We start from the raw sequence: 23,512 nt of genomic DNA on the forward strand, positions 1-23,512 counted from the left end.
CGCTCGGGCATGTCTTGTCTTCGGAGGCCGCAGCGTCCAAGTTTAATATGCATCTTGAATGCATGTTATGGAGACGGCAATGACGGACAATCCTGGCAATCCGCACAAGGATGGCGATGCGCCCGTCACCGACGAGGCCGAGATCGCCTTGCTGGTGCGGACGTTCTACATGCGCATTCGCGCCGATGCGGTGCTCGGGCCGATCTTCGACGGCGTCATCGGGGATGACTGGGAGCCGCATCTTCTCAAGATGATCGACTTCTGGTCGTCGGTGATGCTGACGACCGGGCGCTACAAGGGTCAGCCGATGCGCGCCCATCTGAAGCTCAAGCAGGTGACGCCGGCGCATTTCGAGCGCTGGCTGAAACTGTTCCGCGAGACGGCCGACGCGGTCTGTGCGCCCGAAGCCGCCGACCGTTTCGCCGAAAAGGCTGGCCGTATTGCCGAAAGCCTGCAGATGGGCATGTTCTTCAAGCCGGTCCTGCACGATCCGGAACGCAGGGGTGCCTGTCCCGTTCAGTGACGGGTCAACGGGCGCCGGTCTCCAGTCTTGCCGTGATCCTGTCGAGTTCGCGCCCGAGGGCGGGTGCCAGTGTGCGCGCATAGGTGGCGGTGAAGTGATGGTAATCGCGCCAGACGGTGACGTTGCCGATCACCATGGGGCAGACGCCGTCGGCACAGAAACCATGCGTCATGTCGATCACCGGTACACCGGGATCGTTGCCGAAGGCCGCCGACATCGGATCGGGCAGCGGAAAGGCTTCGATTTCCAGTGCCTGGCAGTCCTGGTCGCGCGCCAGACATTCCGGTGGGTCGAAGGGAAAGCGCGGCGTGTCGCGCAGCACCGCGACCGTGGTTCCCTTGTCATGCAGCGCTGCCGCCGTCCGGCGCAGCGCCGCCACGAGCTGCGGAAAGCGCGCCTCGCGCGTGCCGGCGCCGGCGATCATGTTGTCGGCCGACATGACCAGCAGCACCAGGTCGGGTTTTTCACGCGCGACTTCTTCCAGCATGTTTTCGCCCCAGCGCGGGCAGGAGGGGTCCTTGGCCAGCTTGCCGAGAACCATGGGACAGGCCGATTTCGTATGCGCCGTCATGCGCCAGCGGCGCGCTTCGGCGAGGCTTTCCAGCGCCGGCAGCCAACTCGCGGCATGGGAGTCGCCGATCAGCATCAGGTGAAACCTGCCATCGGCGGCACCATAGCGGCAGGGGCGCGGCGCGTCCTCGTCGAGATCGAGATGACAGCCATTGCCATAGGCCGCTGCCAGATCGTCCAGCACGAAGGCCAGCGGCGGCGCCGCCGGGATGCCTGCGGGCACCGGCACCGCATCGGTGAGGGCGGCGGCACCCGGATGGGTGGCTGCCGTCAGTTCGCCGGGACGCTGAGCGGCGATGACTGCGAAGACGACACCGGCGGCCGCCAGACAGAGCAGGATCGAGGCGAGGCCGCCGGCGAGGCTGCGTGCAATGGCCGGCGATCCAGCGCGGTCGCGAAAGCGGTCTTCGACAAGGCGCTTGGAGAGGGCGGCGAGCAGGATCGACACCGCCGCAAGGGCAAGACCGTCCCAGAGACCCGGCACGTACCCGGTCCATGTCCGATAGAACACGATCAACGGCCAGTGCCAGAGATAGATCGAATAGGAAAGATCGCCGATCCAGACGGCCGGGCGGCTTTCGATCAGACGGTGCGGGGCGAAGCGCGCCGCCGCGCCGCCACCCATGATGACCAGCGCCGTGCCGAGCGTCGGCAGCAGGGCGGTGTAGCCTGGAAAGGCCGTGGCGCCGGAATAGAAGATCGCGGCGACGGCGATGGCGGCAAGACCCAGCGTGACGGCAAGGATCTTCGCGGTCTCGCCGGCGATCGATGCGCGGGTTCCCGCCACGGCCAGCAACCCGCCCAGCGCCAGTTCCCAGAAGCGCGTGTGCGAGACGAAATAGGCGGCTTGCGGCGCATGGATGGTTTCATGGACCGAGAGAGCAAGCGAGACGACAAAGACCGTGCCGAGGGCTGCGCCGAGGGCCGGGCGCAGGCGCCAGCCGCGGCGCAGACAGAGCGCGCCCGTGCCGACCATCATCAGGGGCCAGACGAAATAGAACTGCTCTTCGATCGAGAGCGACCAGAAATGCTGCAGCGGGCTCGGTGCGCTTTCGGCGCCAAGATAGTCGACGGCCTGGGCGGCAAGCCACCAGTTTTCGAAATAGAGGGCACTTGCCACGATCTCGGCGGCGACGCCGCGCCATTGCGAGGGCGGCAGCGTCAGCGTCAGGCCGGCGACCGCGACCAGCACCAGCGTCGAGGCGGGCAGCAGACGGCGGACGCGGCGCGCATAGAATCGCGCAATGCGGATGGTGTTTTCGCGCTCCAGCTCGCCCAGCAGAAGACCGGTGATCAGGAAGCCCGAGACGACGAAGAAGACGTCGACGCCGACATAGCCGCCGGGCATGGCCTGCGGCCAGATATGAAAGACCAGAACCGGCAGAACCGCGACGGCGCGCAGCCCCTGAATGTCGGAACGGAAAGCCGCTGAACTCATGAAGGAGGAAATCCCGTTCGCTGTGCCGCCGGACCCGATGCCAGGGCGCCGTTGTCTGTCATGAGATTGGGCCGAAAAAACGGCGGCCGAGGGGCCGCCGTCTTGCAGGTCCTGCCATTGAGGCTCCGCCTCTCGGGGGCTAAGCGTCGCCTGTCTTGCCCACCTTGTCGAAATCGGACGCGTCGTGGCGCTCGGGGAGCTGGCTTGCCGGATCGCCCCAGCCGCGATTGACCATACGGCCGCGCTTCACCGCCGGACGTTCGGCGAGCTGGTCGGTCCAGCGATTGACGTGCTTGTATTCATGGACGCTGAGGAATTCGCCCGCTTCGTAGAGCAGACCTTTCGCCAGCGCGCCGTACCAGGGCCAGATCGCCATGTCGGCGATCGTGTAGTCGGGGCCGGCGATGTATTCGCTTTCGGCGAGACGGCGGTCGAGCACGTCGAGCTGGCGCTTGACCTCCATCGCGAAACGGTTGATTGCATATTCGCTCTTGAAGGGCGCATAGGCATAGAAGTGGCCGAAGCCGCCGCCGAGATAGGGCGCGGATCCCATCTGCCACATCAGCCATGAATAAACTTCGGCGCGCTTCGTGAGTTCCTTCGGCATGAAGGCGCTGCCGAATTTTTCCGAAAGGTAGAGCAGCATCGCGCCGCTTTCGAAGATGCGCGTCGGCGGGTTGGTGCTGCGGTCCATGAGGGCCGGAATTTTCGAGTTCGGGTTGACGGCGACGAAGCCGGAACCGAATTGATTGCCTTCGGAGATGTTGATCAGCCAGGCGTCGTATTCGGCGCCCTTGTGGCCGGCGGCCAGCAGCTCTTCCAGCATCACCGTCACCTTGACGCCGTTGGGCGTCGCCAGCGAATAGAGCTGGAACGGATGCTTGCCGACCGGCAGTTCCTTTTCGTGCGTCGGACCGGCGACGGGTCGGTTGATCGCGGCGAAGCGGCCAGCATCCTTGTCCCGGTTCCAGGTCCAGACTTTCGGCGGCGTGTATTCTGTGTCGGTCATCGACAGGTTTCCTTGTGTCCGGTTGCCGCGATTTGCGGCGCCGATTGTGCGCGGGCCGAAGCTCAGGCGATGGCGCCGGCCTTGCGAAGGGTTTCGATTTCGGCGTCGGCGAAGCCGGCCGCCTTCAGGGTTTCGACGGTGTGTTCGCCGAGCATCGGCGCCGCGGCGCGCGGGCCTTCGGGATCGGCGCCGGGGAAGCGGATCGGCGAGGCGGGTGCGAGATAGGTGCCTTCGCCGCCTTCCTCCTTCACCTCGACATAGGCGCCGGCCGCATGGGCCTGGGGATCGGCATAGACATCGGCGGGGCGCATCAGCGGTGCCCAGATCATGTCTTCGGCGTCGAGCTTTGCGCGCCAGTATTCAGTGTCGTGCGCGGCAAAGGCCGCATCGAGGATGTCGACCAGTTCGGCGGCATTGGCGCGGCGGACCTTCGGATTGTCGAAGCGCGGATCCTTCTCGAGTTCCGGCTTGCCGATGGCGCGGCAGATCGCGGTCCAGTCGACCGTGCCCTGACGCGGCACGATGACGATCCAGCCGTCCCTGGTGTGAAAGAAATTGTTGAGCGGGGCAATGGTCTCATGGCGCGGCTTGGTCGAACCGAGCTTGCCGTAGCGCAACTGCACCGCGGTGTCGGAGCCGGCCGCGTAGACGCCCGCCCGCAGCAGCGACGCTTCGACGAGACGGCCCTTGCCGGTCTTCTGGCGTTCGAAGATGGCGGCCAGAATACCGCCGACGGTTGCCATGCTGGTGGTGTGGTCGCCGATGCCGGTCCTCAGCGTGGTCGGCTCGGCGCCCTTGACCGTCTGCAGCCAGCCAATGCCGGAGCGGGCATAGAAGGCGGCGATGTCGAAGCCGGGGCGGTCGCGGTCCGGGCCTTCAAGGCCATAACCGGTGACGCTGGCATAGACCAGGCGCGGATTGACGGCGGCCAGAGACCTGTAATCGAGGCCGGCGCGTTCGAGGCCGCCGGGGCGGACATTGGTGATGAAGACATCCGCGTCCTTGACCAGGCGCTTCACGGCCTCGACACCTTCGGGCGTTGCGGTGTTGATGGCCAGGCCCTTCTTGCCGCGATTGTCGAGATCGAAGATCGGGCTGCCCTTGAGGTGGTCGGCGCCCATATTGGCCATGGTGTAGCGCATCGGGCAGCCCGCCAGCGGCTCGATCTTGATCACCTCGGCGCCCCAGTCGGCCAGAATGCCGCCGGCGCCCGGTGCGGCGATATAGGTGGCCATTTCAATGACCTTGAGGCCCTCCAGCATGACTTGCGATCCCCGTTTTCTGCTTTTTTCGATTGGCCCGGATCATCCATGAAACGGCGAAGGAGTCAAAAACCCGCAGGATCATGCCCGTTTGCATTGTCCACAGGCATTAACGTAAACCGCCCGGTAACCAGTTCCGCCTAGGCTCGGGGGTGGATTTGTGCCGGCCCCGAACGGGGCCGGGCGGTCCGCCGATATGGAGCCCGGGGGGCCGGATGAGCGAGAAGAAGCTGACAATCGCGGATGTGGAGCGGCTGCTTTCGGATCCTTCCGAGGATGCGCGGGCCGAAGTTGCCGCCAAGGTCGCCACCCAGTTCACGGACATCGCACTTGCGCCGCGCGAGCGCGAGCTTGCTCATGAAATTCTCGGTTATCTGGTGCATGACGTCGCCGTCAATGTGCGCGAGGCGCTGTCGCGCTGCCTCAACGACGTGCCCAATGCGCCACGCAACATCGTGCTGCAACTGGCGCGCGACATCGACGCGGTTGCCATTCCGGTTCTCGAAATGTCGCCGGTGCTGACCGACGAAGATCTGGTGGGGCTGGTCTATTACGGCAGTCCGGCCAAGCAATCCGCCATTGCCGGGCGGCCGCTTGTCGCCGCGCCGGTTTCGGAGGCGCTTGCGCTGAAGGGCGACCGCGCGGCCGTGCTGCGGCTGATCGCCAATGCCGGCGCGGTGATCAACGAGGAAGCCGCGACGATGCTGGTCGAGCGCTATGCCGACGATGCCGATATCGCTGCGCCGCTGGTGCAGCGGCCGGAACTTCCGGGAACGCTGGTCGAGCGGCTGATCGCGATGGTGTCGGAACAGATGCGCGACTATCTGATCGAACATCATGAAATGGACGGCCGCGTTGCCGCAACGCTGGAAGAACAGGCGCGCGAGCGCACGACAACGGACGCCATCGTGCAGATGAGCGATGCGGCCATTCAAGCCCTTGTGGCCCAATTGATCGAGAACAAGCGCCTGACGGCGACGTTGATCCTGCGGGCGGCCTGTGCCGGCAACATGCGCTTCGTCGAAGAGGCGTTTGCCGCACTGACCAGCGTGCCGCAGGAGCGCATCTGGCGGCTCATTCACGATGTCGGCGCACTGGGCTTTCGCGCCGTCTATGCGCGGGCGGGGATGCCGGAGGCCCTCTATCCGGCCTTCCGTGCCATGCTCGACACGTTTCATGCCGTTCGCAGCAGCGACGGGACGCTCGACCTGCCGTTCTTCCGGCAGCATGTGCTGGAAGGCCTGCGCGAGACCTTCGAGGAGATCGAAGCCGATGATCTCGATGCGATGATCGACAAGCTCGGCCGCCTCGTCGCGCCGGTACCGGCGGTGCGCCGCCAGCACGTCGCCTGAACGGCAACGTTTTCCTTTCTCCCGAAATCGACTAGTTTGCGGCCTTCGATTTCAACGGAGGCCGGCCGATGAGCCATCAGATCAACGACGCTTTCATTTGCGATGCGGTGCGGACGCCGATCGGACGTTACGGCGGATCGCTTGCCGGCGTGCGCGCCGACGATCTCGGCGCGGTGCCGCTGATGGCGCTGATCGAACGCAATCCGGACGTCAAATGGGAGCGGGTCGACGATGTGGTGTTCGGCTGCGCCAACCAGGCGGGCGAGGACAACCGCAATGTGGCGCGGATGTCGTCGCTGCTGGCGGGACTGCCCGAAACAGTGTCGGGCAGCACGATCAACCGGCTTTGCGGGTCGGGCATGGATGCAGTCGGTACGGCGGCGCGGGCGATCAAGTCCGGCGAAGCCGCGCTGATGGTCGCGGGCGGCGTCGAGAGCATGTCGCGGGCGCCGTTCGTGATGGGCAAGGCCACCAGCGCCTATTCGCGCGATGCGCAGATATACGACACGACGATCGGCTGGCGTTTCGTCAATCCGCTGATGAAGCGGCAATATGGCGTCGACTCGATGCCGGAGACGGCCGAGAACGTGGCCGAGGATTTCCAGATTTCCCGCGCCGATCAGGATGCGTTTGCGTGGCGCAGTCAGCAAAAGGCCGGCCGCGCCATGGAAGAGGGCCGTTTCGCGCAGGAAATCGTCCCGGTGACCATCGCCGGCCGCAAGGGCGAGACGGTGGTCGACCGGGACGAACATCCGCGCCCCGAGACGACGCTCGAGGCGCTCGGTAAATTGCCCGCGCCCTTCCGCGAGGGCGGCAGCGTGACGGCCGGCAATGCGTCGGGCGTCAATGACGGCGCCTGCGCGTTGATCCTCGCTTCAGCGGATGCGGCCGAGGCGCATGGGCTGCGCCCACGTGCGCGGATCGTCGCGATGGCGACGGCCGGCGTGCCGCCGCGCATCATGGGCATCGGCCCGGCGCCGGCGAGCCGCAAGGCGCTCGAAAAGGCCGGTCTGAATATCGGCGATATCGATGTCATCGAACTCAACGAGGCATTCGCCAGCCAGGGGCTTGCGGTGATGCGCGATCTCGGGCTCGCCGACGATGCCGAACATGTCAATCCGAATGGCGGCGCAATCGCGCTCGGCCATCCGCTGGGCATGAGCGGGGCGCGGCTGGTGACGACGGCGATGTACGAACTGGAGAAGCGCGGCGGGCGCTATGCGCTGTGCACCATGTGCATCGGCGTCGGGCAGGGCATCGCCATGGTGATCGAACGGGTGTGAACGACGTTTTGTGAACCGGCTTTCTCTTCCTCCTCCTGAAGGAGGGACGAAATCTGCGGACCGCAGCGTGGAGAATTTCGGGCGGGGTCGCGACGCATACGGTCGGTTCCTTCGTCGGCAGTGCGCATTGCATGCAACGCTTTCCCCCGCCCCGAAAAATTCTTCGCTTTCGCTCGAATTTTTCGACCCGCCCCCCAGGGCGGGTGGGAAGAGTGGCCAGGCTGTTGCGCTAAAAGCCCAGCGCCAGCTGGACGAAGCTCGGCCGGGTGACGAGTCCCGCCGGTGCGCGGGGACGGCGGATGCGGCGCGGACGCGGCGCGGGGGCCGGCGGTGCTGCGGTTTTTGCCGGTGCCGGTTTCGCTGCCGCCGGCCGGGGTTTGCGGCTGCGCGGCTTGCGGAGCTTCGCCACCAGATGACGGTCGGGGGAAAGACAGACCCGGTCGATGCGCCAGGCAACGGCGCGGACTTCCTCGCCCGGAACATGGAAGTCGAGTTCGTCCCATGACATCAGGATGCCGGTGTCGGCTGTCGGCATGGCGGCGTAAGCCGGCGCTTCTTCCGGGATTTCGGGCGCCGCCGGTTCGACCTGCAGTGTCATGGTCTCGTCCGGCGCCGTTTCGGCGGCCGGTTCCGGAGGTTCGGGCGTAGCCGCCTCGGCCTGCAATATCGCCATGTCTTGCGGCGCCGTATCGGTGACCGGTTCCGGCGCCGGCGTTTCCGCGGGCATGGCGATGGCGGATGGCTCTTCCTCGATCGGGTTGGTCAGCAGCAGAACATCCTCGTCGGCTGCGCCGTCGTCGCCGGGCGTCGCTTCCGGTTCGGCGGGCCGTTCGACGACGGGGCGGCGTTTCGGCGCGGTCCAGCCGGTCAGCTCGGCCAACGGAACGGGACGGCAGATATGGGCGCCCTGCGCGGCGGTGAAGCCGAGCGCGGGCAGAGCGGCCAGGGTCGTCTCGTCCTCGACGCCGACGGCGGTTGCCTCGAGGCCGCGCGAGGCGGCCAGGGCGACGCGGCGTCCGACAAAGCCGAGGCCGGCATGACGCAGACGGCCGGCGAACTGGATGATGGCGGTGCCGCCGATCTTGATCTCGTCGAAGCAGTCACGGTTGACGACATCGTCGGGGACGATGACCGCGCCGCCGCCATCGAGCGCGGTGCGGAAACCGAGGCGGCGCAATTCGCGGATGATGTCGCCGGCGGTTTCGCCATGACGGGCAAAGGCGCCTTCCGGCACTTCGAGCGTCAGCTGCGACGGGTCGATGCCGCGCTCGCCCAGGATGCCGTCGAGATCGCCAGGCAGGCGGCGGTCGGCGAGGTCGGCTGCGCCGAGATTGATCGAGAGCGGCCAGTCGCAGCCGGCCGCCTGCCATTCGACCATCGCATCGGCCGCGGCTGACGCGACGTAACGCGTCAGTTCGCCGCTGCGTTCGCGGCGTTCGAAGAAGGCGAGGAAGAGTCCGGGCGGCAAGAGACCGAAGTCGGGATGATTCCAGCGGATATAGGCTTCTGCGCCCAGCGCCGCGCCGGTTTCGAGCGCGATCTTCGGCTGGCAGACCAGAAAAAGATGGCGGGCCTCGAAAGCGAGGTCGATGTCGCGGTTGGTCAGGCGAAAGGAACTGCTGTACATCTCATTCCCGGACGGTGCGCATTCTGCGTCATGTCCAGCCTCGCAGGGTGTATCTTTCCGAGTGCTTAACCGGCGCGGGCGAGCGGCCAACAAGGTCGCCAAAAGATAAAAACAATGCTTCGAATTGAAGCGAATGGGAGTGCGAAAATGACCCAACCGGCAGCAAACGGGCTGATTCCGGCCGCGACGATCCTGCTTGTGCGCGACAGCGCGGAGGGGATCGAGGTTTTCATGGTGGTGCGGCATCACCAGATCGATTTTGCCAGCGGCGCGCTGGTCTTTCCCGGCGGCAAGGTGGACGCGCTGGACCGTGCCGAAGGCGTGCGCGGGCGCTTCGACGGCGGCGAGGGGCTGGACGACTGGGAATTCTCGATGCGGGTGGCGGCCATCCGCGAGGCTTTCGAGGAGTCCTCGGTGCTGCTGGCGCGCGAGGAGCGGACCGGCAAGGTCGTCGACGCGGGGCGGCTGAAGGCGCTCGATCCCTATCGCGATCCGCTCAACCGGGGCGAGATCGGGATCGCCGATTTTCTCGAACGCGAGGGCTTGCGGCTGGCCGGCGACATGCTGACGCCGTTTGCGCACTGGATCACACCCAACATGATGCCGAAGCGTTTCGACACGCGCTTCTATGTGGCGGCGGCGCCGGAGGATCACCTGGCCGTGCATGACGGGCACGAGTCGGTCGACTCGGTGTGGATCCGGCCCGAGATCGCGCTGAAGGAAGCCGAGGCCGGGACGCGGACCATCATCTTCCCGACACGGATGAATGTGGCCAAGCTCGGCTACAGCCCGAACGTCACGGCGGCGATCGAGGCGGCGCGGGGCGCGCCGGTGGTCACGGTCGAGCCGGTGGTGACCAAGAACGAGGCGGGCAAGCCGGTGCTGCGGATTCCGGCGGAGGCGGGCTATCCCGTCACCGAGGAACCGCTGGAAGCGGTGGCCAATGTGGCCAAGCCGAAGGCTTAGGGTTTTCGCTCGTCACTGACCTTCCACCCTCCCCCAAGGGGTGGGTGGGAAGAAAAGGAATCGTCAGGACTTCAGTACAAGAACTGTTCGGTCAGGATGCGTTCGTCGAGCGAGTGGTCGGCATCGAAGAGCATCAGCAAGTCGATCGAGGCATCTTCCTCGACCTCGACGTCGCGCACCGAACGGAATTCGGTGTGGTCGGCGACGGCGCTGACCGGCCGCTTGTCGGCCTCGAGAATCTCGAAGCGGACCTTCGCGCGATGCGAGAGCAGGGCGCCGCGCCAGCGCCGCGGGCGGAAGGCGCTGATCGGCGTCAGCGCCAGCAGCGCCGCGTCGATCGGGACGATCGGGCCCTGGGCCGAGAGGTTGTAGGCGGTGGAGCCCGCCGGCGTCGCCACCAGAACGCCGTCGCAGATCAGTTCCTCCATGCGCGTCTTGCCGTCGATCGAGATGCGGATCTTGGCCGCCTGAAAGGTTTCGCGCAGCAGCGAGACTTCGTTGATGGCCAGCGCCTCGCGCTTCTCGCCCGAGGCGAGCGTCGCCTTCATGCGCAGCGGGTGCAGCGTGGCAAGCTCGGCGGCCTCGAGCCGTTCATGCAGATCGTTGTCGCGATATTCATTCATCAGGAAGCCGACCGAGCCGCGGTTCATGCCGTAGATCGGAAGGCGGCGCGCCATATGCGCGTGCAGCGTCTGCAGCATCAGTCCGTCGCCGCCCAGCGCGACGATGACATCGGCCTTGTCGGGGGAGACGTCGCCATAGCGGGCGGCCAGCGCCCGGCGTGCGGCCTGGGCCTCGGGCATGTCGGTCGCCACGAAGGCGATCTTTTCGAATTTCATCGCGCTATCCCGGAGGCTTTTGTCCGATGAGGCGGCATAATGGCCGCAGAGACAAGGAGGTAAGCCCATGAGCGCCGATACGCAAGAAGGAGAATTCGTCTTTGTCTACACGACGCTGCCATCGGCGGCGGCGGCCGAGACGCTGGGCCGGGCGCTGGTGGAGGCGCGGCTGGCGGCCTGCGTCAACATCCATCCGGGACTGCGGCCGGTCTATGAATGGGGCGAGGAGGTGGTGGTGGAGGACGAGGCGGCGGTCTTCATCAAGACGCGGGCCGTGCTGGCCGACGCGGTGATGGCGACGGCACGCAAGCTGCACCCCTATGAAGTGCCGGCGCTGCTGGTGCTGCCGATCCTTCAGGGCAATGCGGATTATCTCGACTGGGCGCGGCGGCAGACGAAGGGGTGAGGGGAAGTGCAGCGTGGTGAATCCGGTTATGCGCTGAGATTCGACGCTTACGTTCGGGGTTCAAAAAGGTCCATCGGACCTTTTTGTTCGCTTTGCGAAACACCCCTCACCCCCAAAATTTGCCTTGCAAATTTTGACCCTCCCCCAAGGGGCGGGTGGGAAGAAAGGACTGCGGCGGAATCTTCAGCCGCCGGTCAGCGACATGTGGCGGGCAACGGCCGGGCCGCGATGGTCGCGGTCGATGACGAAGTCGTGGCCTTTCGGCTTGCGGGAGATCGCCTCGTCGATGGCGGCGCCGAGCAGATCGTCGGCGGTGCTGGCGCGGACCGGCGCGCGCAGATCGGCGGCGTCTTCCTGGCCGAGGCACATATAGAGCGTGCCGGTGCAGGTCAGGCGGACGCGGTTGCAGCTCTCGCAGAAATTGTGGCTGAGCGGCGTGATCAGGCCGAGGCGGCCGCCCGTTTCCCTGACGCGGAGATAGCGTGCGGGGCCGCCGGTGCGGAAATCCGTTTCGTCGAGCGTCCAGCGCGCGGCCAGCGTGCGGCGGACTTGCGAGAGCGGCAGGTATTGATCGGTACGGTCGCCGTCGATGTCGCCCATCGGCATGGTTTCGATCAGCGTGATGTCGTGGCCTTCCCCATGCGCCCATTCGATCAGCGCGGGGATTTCGGCCTCGTTGACACCTTTCAGGGCGACCGTATTGATCTTGATCTTCAGGCCGGCGCGCCTTGCGGCCTCGGTGCCGTCAAGCACCTGGGGCAGGCGGCCCCAGCGGGTGATGTCGGCGAAGAGATCGGGCTTCAGCGTGTCGAGCGAGACGTTGATGCGGCGGATGCCGGCGGCGTGGAGATCGTCCGCGTAGCGCGCCAGCTGGCTGCCATTGGTGGTCAGGGTCAGTTCGTCGAGCGCGCCGGTTTCGAGATGGCGGCCGAGGGCGCGGATCAGCGTCATCACATCGCGGCGGACCAGCGGCTCGCCGCCGGTCAGGCGGAGCTTGCGGACGCCCTTGTGGATGAAGGCCGAACAGACGCGGTCGAGTTCTTCCAGCGTCAGCAATTCGGGCTTCGGCAGGAAGTTCATGTGCTCCGACATGCAATAGACACAGCGGAAGTCGCAGCGGTCGGTCACCGAGACGCGCAGATAGGTGACTGCCCGGCCGAAGGGGTCGATCATCGGCGGTGCGGCCGGGGAAAGAGGGCGGTCGAGGTCCATGACCGGAATATAGCATCGGGTCAGTCGGATTTCGCCCCCTGAATGCAAGGGGTTTTGCGGGGTCGCCGGGCGGGGTAGCCTCCCGGTCCGGAAGATCAAGGGGAGCGGCCGATGGTGGCGGAAGACGTGCGTTACATTCTGTCGATCGATCAGGGGACGACCAGCACCAGGGCGCTGCTCTTCGATGCGTCGGGCTCGCCGATGCGGGTCCGGCAGAAGGAATTGCGGCAGATATTTCCGCAGGACGGCTGGGTGGAGCATGACGCGGCCGAAATCTGGGCGGCGGTGCTGGAGGTCTGCCGCGGCGTGCTGACGGGCGGCACGACGGCGGCCAATATCGCGGCCATCGGGATCACCAACCAGCGCGAGACGACGGTGCTGTGGGAGCGCGCGACCGGTAAACCGCTCTACAACGCCATTGTCTGGCAGGACCGGCGGACCGCGGCGCTCTGTGCCAAGCTCAAAGGCGAGGGCAAGGAGCCGGTCGTGCAGGCCAAGACCGGGCTGCTGCTCGACCCTTATTTCTCCGGCACCAAGCTCGCCTGGCTGCTCGACAATGTGCCGGAGGCGCGCAAACGCGCGGCCAAGGGCGAGCTTTGCTTCGGCACCATCGACTCGTGGCTGATCTTCAACCTGACCGGCGGCAAGCGCCATGTGACCGACGCGACCAATGCCTCGCGGACGCTGCTCTTCAACATCGACAGGCAGGACTGGGACGCCGAAATCCTCGGCTGGTTCGATGTTCCCAAAGCAGTGCTGCCGGAGGTGCTCGACTGCTGCGCCGATTTCGGCGTGACGGCGAAGGATCTCTTCGGTGCCGAAATTCCGGTGGCGGGGGTCGCGGGCGACCAGCAGGCGGCGACGGTGGGGCAGGCGTGCTTCGAGCCGGGGCTGATGAAGTCAACCTATGGCACAGGCTGTTTCGCGGTGGTCAACACCGGCGCGCGGCGCGTCGAGAGCCAGAACCGGCTGCTCGGCACGGTCGCTTACCGGATCGGCGGCAAGACGACCTATGCGCTGGAAGGCTCGATCTTCATGGCCGGCGCCATCGTGCAGTGGCTCAGGGACGAGATGAAGCTGGTCGACAGTTCGGCCGAGAGCGAGGAGATGGCGCGCGAGGCCAATCACAACAGCCAGGCCGTGCTGGTGCCGGCCTTCACCGGGCTCGGCGCGCCCTATTGGGAGCCCGATGTGCGGGCGGCGCTGTTCGGCATGACGCGCGACACGGGCGCCAAGGAAGTGGTGCGGGCGGCGCTTGAAAGCGTGTCGTTCCAGACGCGCGACCTGATGGACGCGATGGGGGCCGACATGACGGCGGCAGGACTGACAAGTCCGCAGGCGCTCAGGGTCGATGGCGGGATGGTGGCCAACAACTGGTTCATGCAGAACCTGACCGACATTATCGGGCGGCCGGTGGAGCGGCCGGAAGTGACCGAGACGACGGCGCTGGGGGCTGCCTATCTGGCGGGCATGCAGGTGGGTTTTTACGGCGACATGGAAGATGTGGCGCAGCACTGGCGGCGCGAACGCGGCTTCGAGCCGGAGATGGCCGAGAGCGAGCGGGCGGAGCGCTACGGGCGGTGGCAGGCCAGTGTGAAGCGGGTGATCGGGTGAGGCGCGCGGCGGCCGCTTTCGCGCTATAGTCCTGCGCAAGAACGTGATCCCGGGAGGATGACATGGCTTCGGATGAACTCATTCAAAAGCTGACTTCGGCGCTGGGCCCGCAGGGCGTGCTGACGGGGAAGGACGCCGAGGAGAAGGCGCAGGGCGGCTGGAGCAAGCTTGGCGTGCCGGCGGCGGTGCTCAGGCCCGCATCGACCGAGGACGTGTCGAAGGCGTTGAAGCTTTGCCATGCGGCCGGTGAAGCCGTGGTGCCGTGGGGCGGCAAGACGGGGCTTGTCGAGGGCGGCGAGGCGCAGGGACATATCGCGCTGTCGCTCGAACGCATGAACAGGATCGAGGAGATCGACGCTGTCGGCGGGACGATGAGCGTCGAGGCGGGCTGCGTGTTGCAGACGGTCTGCGAGGCGGCGGACGCGAAGGGCCTGATGTTTCCGCTCGATCTCGGCGCGCGCGGCTCGGCGACCATCGGCGGGAATATCTCGACCAATGCGGGTGGCAACCGCGTGATCCGCTACGGGATGACGCGCGACATGGTGCTGGGGCTCGAGGTTGTGCTGGCGGACGGCACGGTGATGACCTCGATGAACAAGCTGATCAAGAACAATGCCGGTTACGACCTCAAGCAGATGTTCATCGGCTCGGAAGGGACGCTCGGCGTCGTGACGCGGGCGGTGCTCAGGCTGCGGCCGAAGCCGTCGTCGCAGGATACGGGGTTTGTCGCGGTCGAGAGTTTCGAGGCGCTGCCGAAATTCCTGCGGCATATGGAGCGGGCGCTGGGCGGGGCCTTGTCGGCCTTCGAGGTGATGTGGGAGGATTTCTACAAGCTCGTCACCAGTGAGCCTGCCAAGGGGCGACCGGTGATCGCGCATGGGCATCCCTATTATGTGCTGGTCGAGTCGCTGGGCGGCGACCAGGAAGCCGACAGCGCGCGCTTCGAGGCCGCGATGATGGCGGCGCTGGAAGAGGGCATGATTTCCGATGCCGTGATCGCCAAGAGCCAGGCCGAGCGCGATGCGATGTGGGCCTTGCGCGACGATGTGGGGCAGGTGGTGCACACCTATCCGATGTTCACCTTCGACGTCAGCCTCAAGATCGCCGACATGGAGAGCTATATCGGCGAGGTGAAGAATGCGCTGGCGGCGAAATGGACCGGCAGTTCGCTGATGGTGTTCGGGCATCTGGGCGACGGCAATCTGCATGTCATTCCGGGGCGCTTTCCGGATGCGGGCCCCGAGACGCGGCGCGGCGTCGAGGCGATCGTCTATGGCGAGTTGCGCGAGCGGGACGGATCGGTTTCGGCCGAACACGGGATCGGGCTCGAGAAACGGCCTTATCTCGACTGGTCGCGCAGCGCGGAAGAAGTGGCGCTGATGCGGCTCTTGAAGCGCACGCTCGATCCGAAGAACATCCTCAATCCCGGAAAGGTGCTGGCGCCGGTTCCACAGGCGAAGGCGGCGGAATAGGGTCGCGTTTGCGGAGTGCCGCCTTGCATGGCAGACTGACCGGAACAGAGAATCCGGTTTTTCAAGCATGCGAAGGAAGGCGGGCCCCATGTCGGTGGCGGAAGATTTCAGTGGCGCTTCGGTGCGCAAGCAGGTGTCGGCGGAGGAATGGCAGGTGCGCGTCGATCTTGCCGCGACCTACCGGCTTGTCGCGCATTACGGCTGGAGCGACCTCATCTACACGCATATTTCGGCGCGCGTGCCGGGGCCCGAACATCACTTCCTGATCAATCCCTATGGCATGAGCTTCGACGAGATCACCGCGTCGAGCCTCGTCAAGGTCGATCTCGACGGCAATATCGTCATGCCGACCGATTATGCGGTCAATCCGGCGGGCTTCACCATTCACAGCGCGGTGCATATGTCGGTGCCGGATGCCAATGCGGTGATCCATACGCATTCGGATGACGGCGTCGCGGTGTCGGCGCAGGCGGACGGGCTGTTGCCGCTCAGCCAGACCGCGATGATCGTGCTCGAAGACCTCGCCTATCACGATTACGAGGGCATTGCGCTCGAACATGACGAGCGCGAGCGGCTGGTGCGCGATCTCGGCAACAAGCATTGCATGATCCTGCGCAATCACGGGTTGCTGGCGGCGGGCGCGAGTTGTCCCGACGCTTTCCTCAGGCTTTATTTCCTGGAGCGGGCCTGCACGATGCAGGTGCGCGCGCTTTCGGGCGGCGTCAAGCTCACCATGCCGAACCAGGGCGTGCCGGAGAAGACCGCCGAGCAGGGCATGTTCCACAAGAAGCACGGCATCGGCAATCTCGCCTGGCCGGCGCTGCTGCGCACGCTCGACCGGATCGATCCGTCCTACCGGCACTGACCCGGCCCGCGCGCGCATTGGCGAATTTCATTTGCGGGGCTGATGCCGGCAGGCCATCGGCGCCGCTTCATCAATCGGTATCAGAAGAGGTCCGTTCATGGTCAAGTTCGGTGTGGGACAACCGGCGCGTCGCGTCGAGGATCTGCGGCTGATCACCGGCGAGGGACGCTATGCGGACGACGTGTCGCTGCCGGGACAGGCGCATGCCTATATGGTGCGCTCTCCACGCGCGCATGCGCTGATCACGCATATCGACACGACCGACGCAAAGGCGGCGGCGGGTGTGCTCGCGGTCTATACCGGCGCCGATGCCGAAGCGGCCGGGCTCGGCACCGTCTATTCGCCGGCGGCCGACATGCTGAAGAACAGGGACGGGACGCCGATCTTCAAGACGGTTCGCAACCTCATCACGCGAACCCATGTCCGCCATGTCGGCGACACGGTGGCCGTCGTCGTCGCCGAGACGGCGGCGCAGGCGCGCGACGCAGCCGAACTTCTGATCATCGATTATGAGGACCTGCCGGCGGTTGCCGATACGGCGGGGGCCATTGCGCCCGGGGCGCCCGTGATCTGGGAGGAGAACGGCAGCAATCTCGCCTATGACTGGTCGATCGGCAAAGCCGATCAGGTCGCAGAGGCGATGAAGGCGGCGCATCATGTGACCCGCATCAAGCTCGTCAACAACCGGATCGTCGTCGCGGCGATGGAACCGCGCGCGGCGCTCGGGAACTACGATGCGGAACGCGATCACTACACGCTCTATACGGCGAGCCAGGGCGTGCACGGGATGCGCAACAATATCGCGCTGCATTCGCTGAAAATCCCGGTCGAGAAGCTGCGCGTGATCACCGAGGATGTCGGCGGCGGCTTCGGCATGAAGACCTTCGTCTATCCCGAATATCCGCTGGTGCTGTTCGCCTCGAAGATGCTGGGGCGGCCGGTCAAGTGGGTCGGCGACCGCTCCGACAGTTTCGTCACCGACAGCCAGGGGCGCGACCATGTGACCGAAGCGGCGCTGGCGCTCGACAAGGACGGGAAAATCCTCGCCGTCGAGGTCGATACCATCGCCAATCTCGGTGCCTATCAGAGCCAGTTCGGGCCTTTCATTCCCTCGCTCGCGCCGCGCGGCATGCATGTCGGCGTCTACATGGTGCCAGCGCTCTATAATCACGTGCGCGCCGTCTACACCAACACCGTGCCGGTGGACGCCTATCGCGGCGCCGGGCGGCCGGAAGCCTCCTATGTCATCGAAAGGCTGATGGAAAAGGCGGCAAGAGAGATGGGCATGTCGCCCGCCGAATTGCGCAAGCGCAATTTCGTGCCGCAAAGCGCGATGCCGCTCAATGCACCGCCATCGCTGCCTTTCGATTCCGGAAATTTCGAATTCAATCTCGACGATGCGATGAAGCGCGCCGACTATGCGGGCTTCGAGGCGCGACGCGCGGCGGCGGCGAAAGACGGCAAGCTGCGCGGCATCGGCATCAGCTACTATGTCGAGCGTACGGCGGCCGGCATGAGCGACTATGCGCGCATCGCCGTCGATGGCGCGGACGGCATGGTGCATGTCTGGACCGGCCAGCAGACCAACGGGCAGGGCCATGAGACGGTCTGGACGCAGCTGATTTCGTCGCGGCTCGGCGTCGATGCCGAGAAGATCAAGGTGCATCTCGGCGACAGTGACATCTTGCCAGGCGGTGCCGGCACTGGCGGCTCGAAGGCGCTCTATCTCGCCAATGGCGCGATGGCGGATGCTTCCGACAAGCTGATCGAGAAGGGGCGCGAGATCGCGGCCAACGAGCTCGAGGCGGCGAAGGCCGATATCGAATATCGCGGTGCCGATGGCCAGCCGGTCTTCGCGGTGGCGGGAACCGACAAGACGATCGACCTTTTTGCGGTGGCGCGCATCGCGGCGACACAGGCCGATCTCGGTGCGCTTGCGGGCGACGGCGAATACAAGCAGGACAAGAACACGTTTCCCAACGGCGCCCATATCTGCGAGGTCGAGATCGATGCCGAAACCGGGCAATTCCGTATCGTCAAGTTCACGGCAGTCGACGATTTCGGGCAGATCATCAATCCGCTGATCGTGGCGGGACAGGTGCATGGCGGCATCGTGCAGGGGCTCGGCCAGGCGATGGGCGAGCATGCGCTCTACGATGCATCGGGGCAGCTCGTGACGGGGTCCTTCATGGATTACTGGATGCCGCGGGCCGACGATGTGCCGTCATTCGATGTCAGCTACAACGAGTTCCCGGCGCTATCGAACGAGCTCGGCGTCAAGGGGGCGGGCGAGGCCGGCACGGTCGGCGCGCCGGCAGCCTTCATCAATGCGGTGATCGATGCGCTGAAGCCTTACGGCATCGAGGAGATCGACATGCCGGTGACGCCGTTGAAGCTCTGGCAGATCATCGAAGGCGGGCGCAAGGCGGCGGAGTAGGCCGGGCGGCGGCACAAAATCTCCACAAAGAGCGTCCGGATTTATTGACATTTTGTCATTTCGGGGCAACGCTTTCTCCATGATCACGGAGGAAACGGGTTCCGGGACCCGAGAAGCCGCAGAAGCGGCCGTCCTGGGAGATGACGAAAAGATGCAGGCGCCCATTGCCGGGAAGGCGGAGGGCGGTGTGTCGGGTGCCGCGCGGCGCAAGCTTGAAAGCCGCCGCAAGCTGATGGCCGCGGCGCGCAAGCTGTTTGTCGAGCGCGGCTATCACGAGACGCGCCCGCAGGATATTTCGCGCGAGGCCGGTGTTGGCCACGGCACGTTCTATCTCCATTTCGAAGACAAGCTCGATTGCTTCCTGGCCTTCACCGAGGAGGCCGCCAACGAGCTCGAAGTCTTTCTGCAGAATCACCTTGCCCGTGCCAGCTCGCTCGAGGACGGCATTCGCGAAATCCTGCTGGCGATCTTCGAGTATTCCGATGCCAATCCCGGCGTTCTGGCGGCGACACTGACCGATGTCAGCGTGCTCTCGAAGGGCGATACGGGCCGGAAGATGCCGGCCGACCGCTGGGCCGAGGGCTGGATCGCAGCGCTGGAGCACTGGAAAGCGGATGGCGAGGCCGTTGCCGATCTCGACACAAGGCTTGCCGGATATCTCATTGTCGGTGCGATCAAGCAGGGCGGGGCCTATGGCTTCCGTCAGAAGCTCGAACGCGATGTGCTGATTGACGGCATGGCCCGGCTTTTCATTCGTGCCCTGAAAAAATAGCGACAACATGAAAGCGGCCCGCAAAAGAGGCCGGACCGGAGGAGGCGAAATGACAAGGCTCTCATACACGCGAGACGAGCTGATGGCTTCGCACGAATATGCGCGGCCGCACGAAGAGGTCGGCTACAGGCTGCATGGTGGATTCGATGCCACCGGCACCTATATCTCGCCACGTGTGCTGCATCGCTGGCCGGCTGTGCGGGCATGGGCCGCCGCGCTGGAAGCGCGCGGCTATCCGCTGATCGACGCGACGGTGCAACTTCTGAAGCGCGGCAACTACCCCAACATCCCGCAAGAGAAGCTCCTCCTCGCGCACGGTATCGGCCAACCGTTCTGGAACTCGCTGACGATCACCGGCGTGATCGAGGCGCGGGGAAAACTCCTTTGCGAACTTCAGGCACCCGATTTCCAGACGATCATCGAAGAGGATATTTCGCAGACCTGCACCGGGCATCTGCACAAGGGATTGCTTTATGCGCATGGCGCCGATGAGGGCGGCGATCCCGCCGCGCCCGAATTCGGTGCGCATGACCAGATGTGGTTTGCCGCGCGCGACCTCTGTTTCGGCAAGGACCGCTATCCCGTGCCCGAGATTCCCGAGAGTATCGGACGACCGGATACCGGCCGCCTGATGCCACAGCTTCCGGCCGGCTTCGAGCAGCTGATCCTGCTGCTGATGAACGTGCTGATGATCGAGGTGAGAGCCGAAAGCTTCTTCTCGTTCTGTTGTCAGATCATGCGCGACCCGGCGGCTTTCCCCGACCGCCGCGAAGCGGCGGCACTTGCCGCCGAGATGGTTGAGCGTATCCGGACCGATGAAGCCATTCATGTCGGCTACCTGCAGACGGCAATCTCCGAGATGCGCAGCTTCACCTTCAAGGGTGTCGACGGGTCGCGTGTCAAGGGCAGCGACCTGATCGACCCGATCTGGGAGGGCATGGTGTACTGGCATGCCGTGACCCAGGCCGATTTCTCGCGCGAACAGACGCGGGAAGCGATTCGCACCGGGTTGACGAAGGTGCCGGAGGGTGCCCGGCTCTTTGCCGAGTTCGATGCGCTCGACGATATCGCGAGGGCCGCGTGATGCAGGAGCTGCAAGGGAAGACCGCCTTCATTACCGGCGGCGCCAGCGGCATCGGATTTTCAATGGCGCGGGCCTTTGGCGCGGCGGGCATGAATGTCGTGCTGGCCGACATCAATGAGGACGATCTCGGTGCGGCTGTCGACGAACTGAGGGAGCGGCAGATCAAGGTGGCCGGCGTTCGCTGCGACGTCGCCGACCGCAAGTCGCTGGAGCAGGCCGCCGACGAAACGGTTGCGGCGTTCGGCAAGGTTCACGTCGTCTGCAACAATGCCGGCGTCGGTGCGGGCGGTGCCATCGGCACGCTGAAGCCCGGCGACTGGGACTGGACGATTGCCGTCAATCTCATGGGCGTCGTTTACGGAACGGAAGCGTTCCTGCCGCATATCCGTGCCCATGGCGAGGGCGGTCATTTCGTCAACACGGCATCGATGGCCGGACTCATTTCCATTCCCGGCATGGAACCCTACACGGCGTCGAAATATGCGGTCGTCGGCATGTCGGAAGGGTGGGCGGGGCAACTGGCGCCGGAGAATATCGGTGTGTCGGTGCTGTGTCCCGGTTTCGTCCGGACGCGCATTCACGAAAGTGCCAGGGCGCGGCAGGATCGCTTCGGGCCCGCCGCTGACGAGCGCGATCCCGAACGTGTCGAGGCGGCCAGACAACTCATTCTCGGCGGCCTCGACCCCGAACGCGTTGGTGCGCGCGTGGTGGAGGCGGTGCAAGCCGGCGAACTCTATATCTTCACGCATCCCGACATGGCGCCGCTCTTCGCCGAGCGTGCCCGCAATATCGAAGCCGCTTTCTTGCGGGCCAGCGAGAGCCCGGCCCTTGCCGGTGCGGTCTACAAGACACCCGATCAGATCAAGGTATTCGACTGAAGAAAAGCAAGAACAAGGGAGATGCGTCATGCGTTTCGGCATTTTCTATGAGCATCAGTTGCCGCGGCCCTGGAACGACGGCGATGAGTTGAAGCTTTTTCAGGATGCCCTCGATCAGGTCGAACTTGCCGACCGGATCGGCATCGATCACGCCTGGGAAGTCGAGCATCATTTTCTCGAAGAGTATTCCCACTCCTCGGCGCCCGAGGTCTTTCTGGCCGCGTGCTCGCAACGGACCAGGAATATCCGGCTTGGACATGGCATCACGCTGATGCCGCCGAACTACAATCACCCGGCACGCGTCGCCGAGCGCATTGCGACGCTCGATCTCGTTTCGAACGGGCGTGTCGAATGGGGCACGGGCGAGAGTTCGGCATTGCTCGAACTTGGCGGCTACAACGTGCCGGTCGATCAGAAGCGCGATCAGTGGCGCGAAGCCGTGGAACAATGCGCCAACATGATGGCGATGGATCCCTATCCCGGCTACGAAGGCAAGTATTTCTCGATGCCTTGCCGCAATGTCGTGCCGAAGCCTGTGCAGCGACCGCATCCGCCGCTATGGGTTGCCTGCTCGAACCGCGAGACGATCAAGCTTGCGGCACGGCTCGGCATCGGGGCGCTCACCTTCGCCTTTGTCGATCCGGCGGAGGCCAAGCAATGGGTCGACGATTATTATCGCATTTTCAAGGAAGAGGCCGTGCCGATCGGCCGTGCCTGCAATCCCAATGTCGCCATGGTGACGGGTTTCTCGTTGAACAAGGATGCCGAGGAAGCCAAGCGCCGCGGCATGGACGGTTTCCGCTTCTTCGGCTACGCGCTGGGGCATCACTACATTTTCGGTGAGCACAAGCCGGGCCGGACCAACATCTGGGAAGCCTTCGAGAAGGCGCGGCCGCATCTGCCCGAGGAAGGCGGCAATCGCGGTATCGGGACGCCGGATCAGATGCGCGAACATCTGCGCGGGTTTGCCGAGGCGGGTGTCGACCAGGTGTCGTTCATCCAGCAGGGCGGGCGCAACCGCCATGAGGATATCTGCGAGGCGCTTGAAATGTTCGCCAGCGATGTCATGCCCGAATTCAAGGAGCATGAGGACGAACGCCAGAAGAAGAAGGCCGAGGAACTTGCGCCCTATGTCGAGAAGGCGATGAAGCGGAAGCAGTTCATGAAGGAACTCAGCGACGACGAGATTCCGAATGTCGTGGCGCTGGGCCGCCAGATTGTCGATCAGGGCGGCTCTGCGGAGCAGCAGAAGGCGCGACAGCGCTTTTCGGAGCAAAGTCAGGTACCGCTCAAAGATCCGCTGAAACAGGCCAGGAGCAAAGACTAGCCGGCGCTTGATGGTGCCATTCCGGCAGGGCCGGCTGGTGGGCCGCCTTGCATCCAGGAACCGGTTGCGCATGCGTCATTGGGCGCCATGCATTCCCCGAAGATCTGGCGTATAATCAAACAATAATCGGGAAAGGGAGACCCACATGACGAAGATCAACAGGATTGCGGCCCTGGCACTTGCGGCTTCGATGCTTCCGTCGGGGTTCGCCTTGGCGCAATCGCCTCGCATCACAACCGGGGCCGAACTTGTCTCGGCCTGTACAATTGCAGCTGGTATCGGGGCCGATGCCGATGATCGCATCGCGCGGGCATCCTGCCACCAGTTTCTGGCCGGCCTTGCGGCCGGGGTCTATGCGTCGGTCGAGGCGGGCGCGCCGCTTATCGTGCGTCGCCTGGGGCCCGGCATGGACGAAGAAGTCTGCTTCCGACTGCCGGACCAACTGGCCTTCGAGACATTCGCACAGCAAGTCATCGCCTTCGCACCGGAACATCCGGATCTGTATAGCCGCACCGCCTTCGAGATGGGCGCGCGGACGCTGGCAGCCAATTATCCCTGTGAAGAATAGATCGACCC

At 65.0% G+C, this 23,512-nt stretch carries 20 protein-coding genes; 14 read left to right on the top strand and 6 right to left on the bottom strand.

Annotated features, from left to right (window positions below; genetic code table 11):
* The first annotated feature begins 79 nt into the window (after window positions 1–79).
* Entirely contained in the window at window positions 80–523 is a 444-nt protein-coding gene (locus AAC071_RS12670) for a group III truncated hemoglobin (protein WP_339833030.1), read from the top strand.
* Window positions 524–527: 4 nt separating this feature from the next.
* On the opposite strand, the gene AAC071_RS12675 is transcribed toward AAC071_RS12670, so the two are convergent.
* The 3 genes from AAC071_RS12675 to AAC071_RS12685 all read right to left on the bottom strand — a co-directional run bounded on the left by AAC071_RS12675 (window position 528) and on the right by AAC071_RS12685 (window position 4,802).
* Window positions 528–2,531, bottom strand: coding sequence for an acyltransferase family protein (locus AAC071_RS12675; protein ID WP_339833031.1), 2,004 nt, complete (start codon window positions 2,529–2,531; stop codon window positions 528–530).
* Window positions 2,532–2,670: 139 nt separating this feature from the next.
* Window positions 2,671–3,540, bottom strand: a complete 870-nt coding sequence (yghU, locus tag AAC071_RS12680) for a glutathione-dependent disulfide-bond oxidoreductase (protein ID WP_339833033.1) — start codon at window positions 3,538–3,540, stop codon at window positions 2,671–2,673.
* A gap of 62 nt (window positions 3,541–3,602) precedes the next feature.
* A complete protein-coding gene (locus AAC071_RS12685; protein WP_339833034.1) occupies window positions 3,603–4,802 on the bottom strand; it encodes a CaiB/BaiF CoA-transferase family protein in 1,200 nt (399 codons plus the stop codon).
* Between the two features lie 215 nt (window positions 4,803–5,017).
* On the opposite strand from AAC071_RS12685, the gene AAC071_RS12690 reads away from it, so the two are divergent.
* Together AAC071_RS12690 and pcaF are read left to right on the top strand one after the other, a co-directional pair.
* On the top strand, window positions 5,018–6,154 hold the full coding sequence (locus AAC071_RS12690) for a DUF2336 domain-containing protein (RefSeq protein ID WP_339833036.1): 1,137 nt from the start codon (window positions 5,018–5,020) through the stop codon (window positions 6,152–6,154).
* Window positions 6,155–6,234: 80 nt separating this feature from the next.
* The gene (pcaF, locus tag AAC071_RS12695; RefSeq protein ID WP_339833068.1) at window positions 6,235–7,437 is read left to right on the top strand and encodes a 3-oxoadipyl-CoA thiolase; all 1,203 of its coding nucleotides are present in this window, start codon (window positions 6,235–6,237) and stop codon (window positions 7,435–7,437) included.
* Between the two features lie 229 nt (window positions 7,438–7,666).
* On the opposite strand, the gene AAC071_RS12700 is transcribed toward pcaF, so the two are convergent.
* On the bottom strand, window positions 7,667–9,064 hold the full coding sequence (locus AAC071_RS12700) for an EAL domain-containing protein (protein ID WP_339833038.1): 1,398 nt from the start codon (window positions 9,062–9,064) through the stop codon (window positions 7,667–7,669).
* A gap of 147 nt (window positions 9,065–9,211) precedes the next feature.
* On the opposite strand from AAC071_RS12700, the gene AAC071_RS12705 reads away from it, so the two are divergent.
* Window positions 9,212–10,030 (top strand): NUDIX hydrolase, encoded by an 819-nt coding sequence (locus AAC071_RS12705; RefSeq protein ID WP_339833040.1) that lies wholly within the window; start codon window positions 9,212–9,214, stop codon window positions 10,028–10,030.
* 71 nt (window positions 10,031–10,101) lie between these two features.
* Here the strand turns inward: AAC071_RS12705 and AAC071_RS12710 are convergent, their stop codons facing one another.
* Window positions 10,102–10,869, bottom strand: coding sequence for an NAD kinase (locus AAC071_RS12710; RefSeq protein WP_339833042.1), 768 nt, complete (start codon window positions 10,867–10,869; stop codon window positions 10,102–10,104).
* Between the two features lie 67 nt (window positions 10,870–10,936).
* On the opposite strand from AAC071_RS12710, the gene cutA reads away from it, so the two are divergent.
* Entirely contained in the window at window positions 10,937–11,275 is a 339-nt protein-coding gene (gene cutA / locus AAC071_RS12715) for a divalent-cation tolerance protein CutA (protein WP_339833044.1), read from the top strand.
* Window positions 11,276–11,458: 183 nt separating this feature from the next.
* Here the strand turns inward: cutA and moaA are convergent, their stop codons facing one another.
* Window positions 11,459–12,487 (bottom strand): GTP 3',8-cyclase MoaA, encoded by a 1,029-nt coding sequence (gene moaA, locus AAC071_RS12720; RefSeq protein ID WP_339833046.1) that lies wholly within the window; start codon window positions 12,485–12,487, stop codon window positions 11,459–11,461.
* Between the two features lie 111 nt (window positions 12,488–12,598).
* Between moaA and glpK the strand changes: the two genes are divergently transcribed.
* The 9 genes from glpK (at window position 12,599) to AAC071_RS12765 (ending at window position 23,504) form a co-directional block, all read left to right on the top strand.
* On the top strand, window positions 12,599–14,101 hold the full coding sequence (glpK, locus tag AAC071_RS12725; protein ID WP_339833047.1) for a glycerol kinase GlpK: 1,503 nt from the start codon (window positions 12,599–12,601) through the stop codon (window positions 14,099–14,101).
* Between the two features lie 62 nt (window positions 14,102–14,163).
* Window positions 14,164–15,573, top strand: a complete 1,410-nt coding sequence (locus tag AAC071_RS12730; RefSeq protein ID WP_339833049.1) for an FAD-binding oxidoreductase — start codon at window positions 14,164–14,166, stop codon at window positions 15,571–15,573.
* Window positions 15,574–15,661: 88 nt separating this feature from the next.
* The gene (locus AAC071_RS12735; RefSeq protein WP_339833051.1) at window positions 15,662–16,438 is read left to right on the top strand and encodes a class II aldolase/adducin family protein; all 777 of its coding nucleotides are present in this window, start codon (window positions 15,662–15,664) and stop codon (window positions 16,436–16,438) included.
* 97 nt (window positions 16,439–16,535) lie between these two features.
* The gene (locus tag AAC071_RS12740) at window positions 16,536–18,875 is read left to right on the top strand and encodes a xanthine dehydrogenase family protein molybdopterin-binding subunit (RefSeq protein WP_339833052.1); all 2,340 of its coding nucleotides are present in this window, start codon (window positions 16,536–16,538) and stop codon (window positions 18,873–18,875) included.
* Between the two features lie 151 nt (window positions 18,876–19,026).
* The gene (locus AAC071_RS12745) at window positions 19,027–19,647 is read left to right on the top strand and encodes a TetR/AcrR family transcriptional regulator (RefSeq protein WP_339833053.1); all 621 of its coding nucleotides are present in this window, start codon (window positions 19,027–19,029) and stop codon (window positions 19,645–19,647) included.
* A gap of 49 nt (window positions 19,648–19,696) precedes the next feature.
* Window positions 19,697–20,731, top strand: a complete 1,035-nt coding sequence (locus tag AAC071_RS12750) for a hypothetical protein (protein WP_339833054.1) — start codon at window positions 19,697–19,699, stop codon at window positions 20,729–20,731.
* Complete coding sequence (locus AAC071_RS12755) at window positions 20,731–21,609, top strand: SDR family NAD(P)-dependent oxidoreductase (RefSeq protein ID WP_339833055.1); 879 nt, start codon at window positions 20,731–20,733, stop codon at window positions 21,607–21,609. The genes AAC071_RS12750 and AAC071_RS12755 overlap by 1 nt, the downstream gene beginning before the upstream one ends.
* 28 nt (window positions 21,610–21,637) lie before the next feature.
* Window positions 21,638–22,936: an LLM class flavin-dependent oxidoreductase gene (locus AAC071_RS12760; protein ID WP_339833057.1), complete on the top strand. Its 1,299-nt coding sequence runs from the start codon at window positions 21,638–21,640 to the stop codon at window positions 22,934–22,936.
* A gap of 145 nt (window positions 22,937–23,081) precedes the next feature.
* A complete protein-coding gene (locus AAC071_RS12765) occupies window positions 23,082–23,504 on the top strand; it encodes a Rap1a/Tai family immunity protein (RefSeq protein ID WP_339833059.1) in 423 nt (140 codons plus the stop codon).
* The last annotated feature ends 8 nt before the right edge of the window (window positions 23,505–23,512 follow it).

The sequence above is a fragment of the uncultured Parvibaculum sp. genome, from assembly GCF_963975745.1.
Taxonomy (GTDB): domain Bacteria; phylum Pseudomonadota; class Alphaproteobacteria; order Parvibaculales; family Parvibaculaceae; genus Parvibaculum.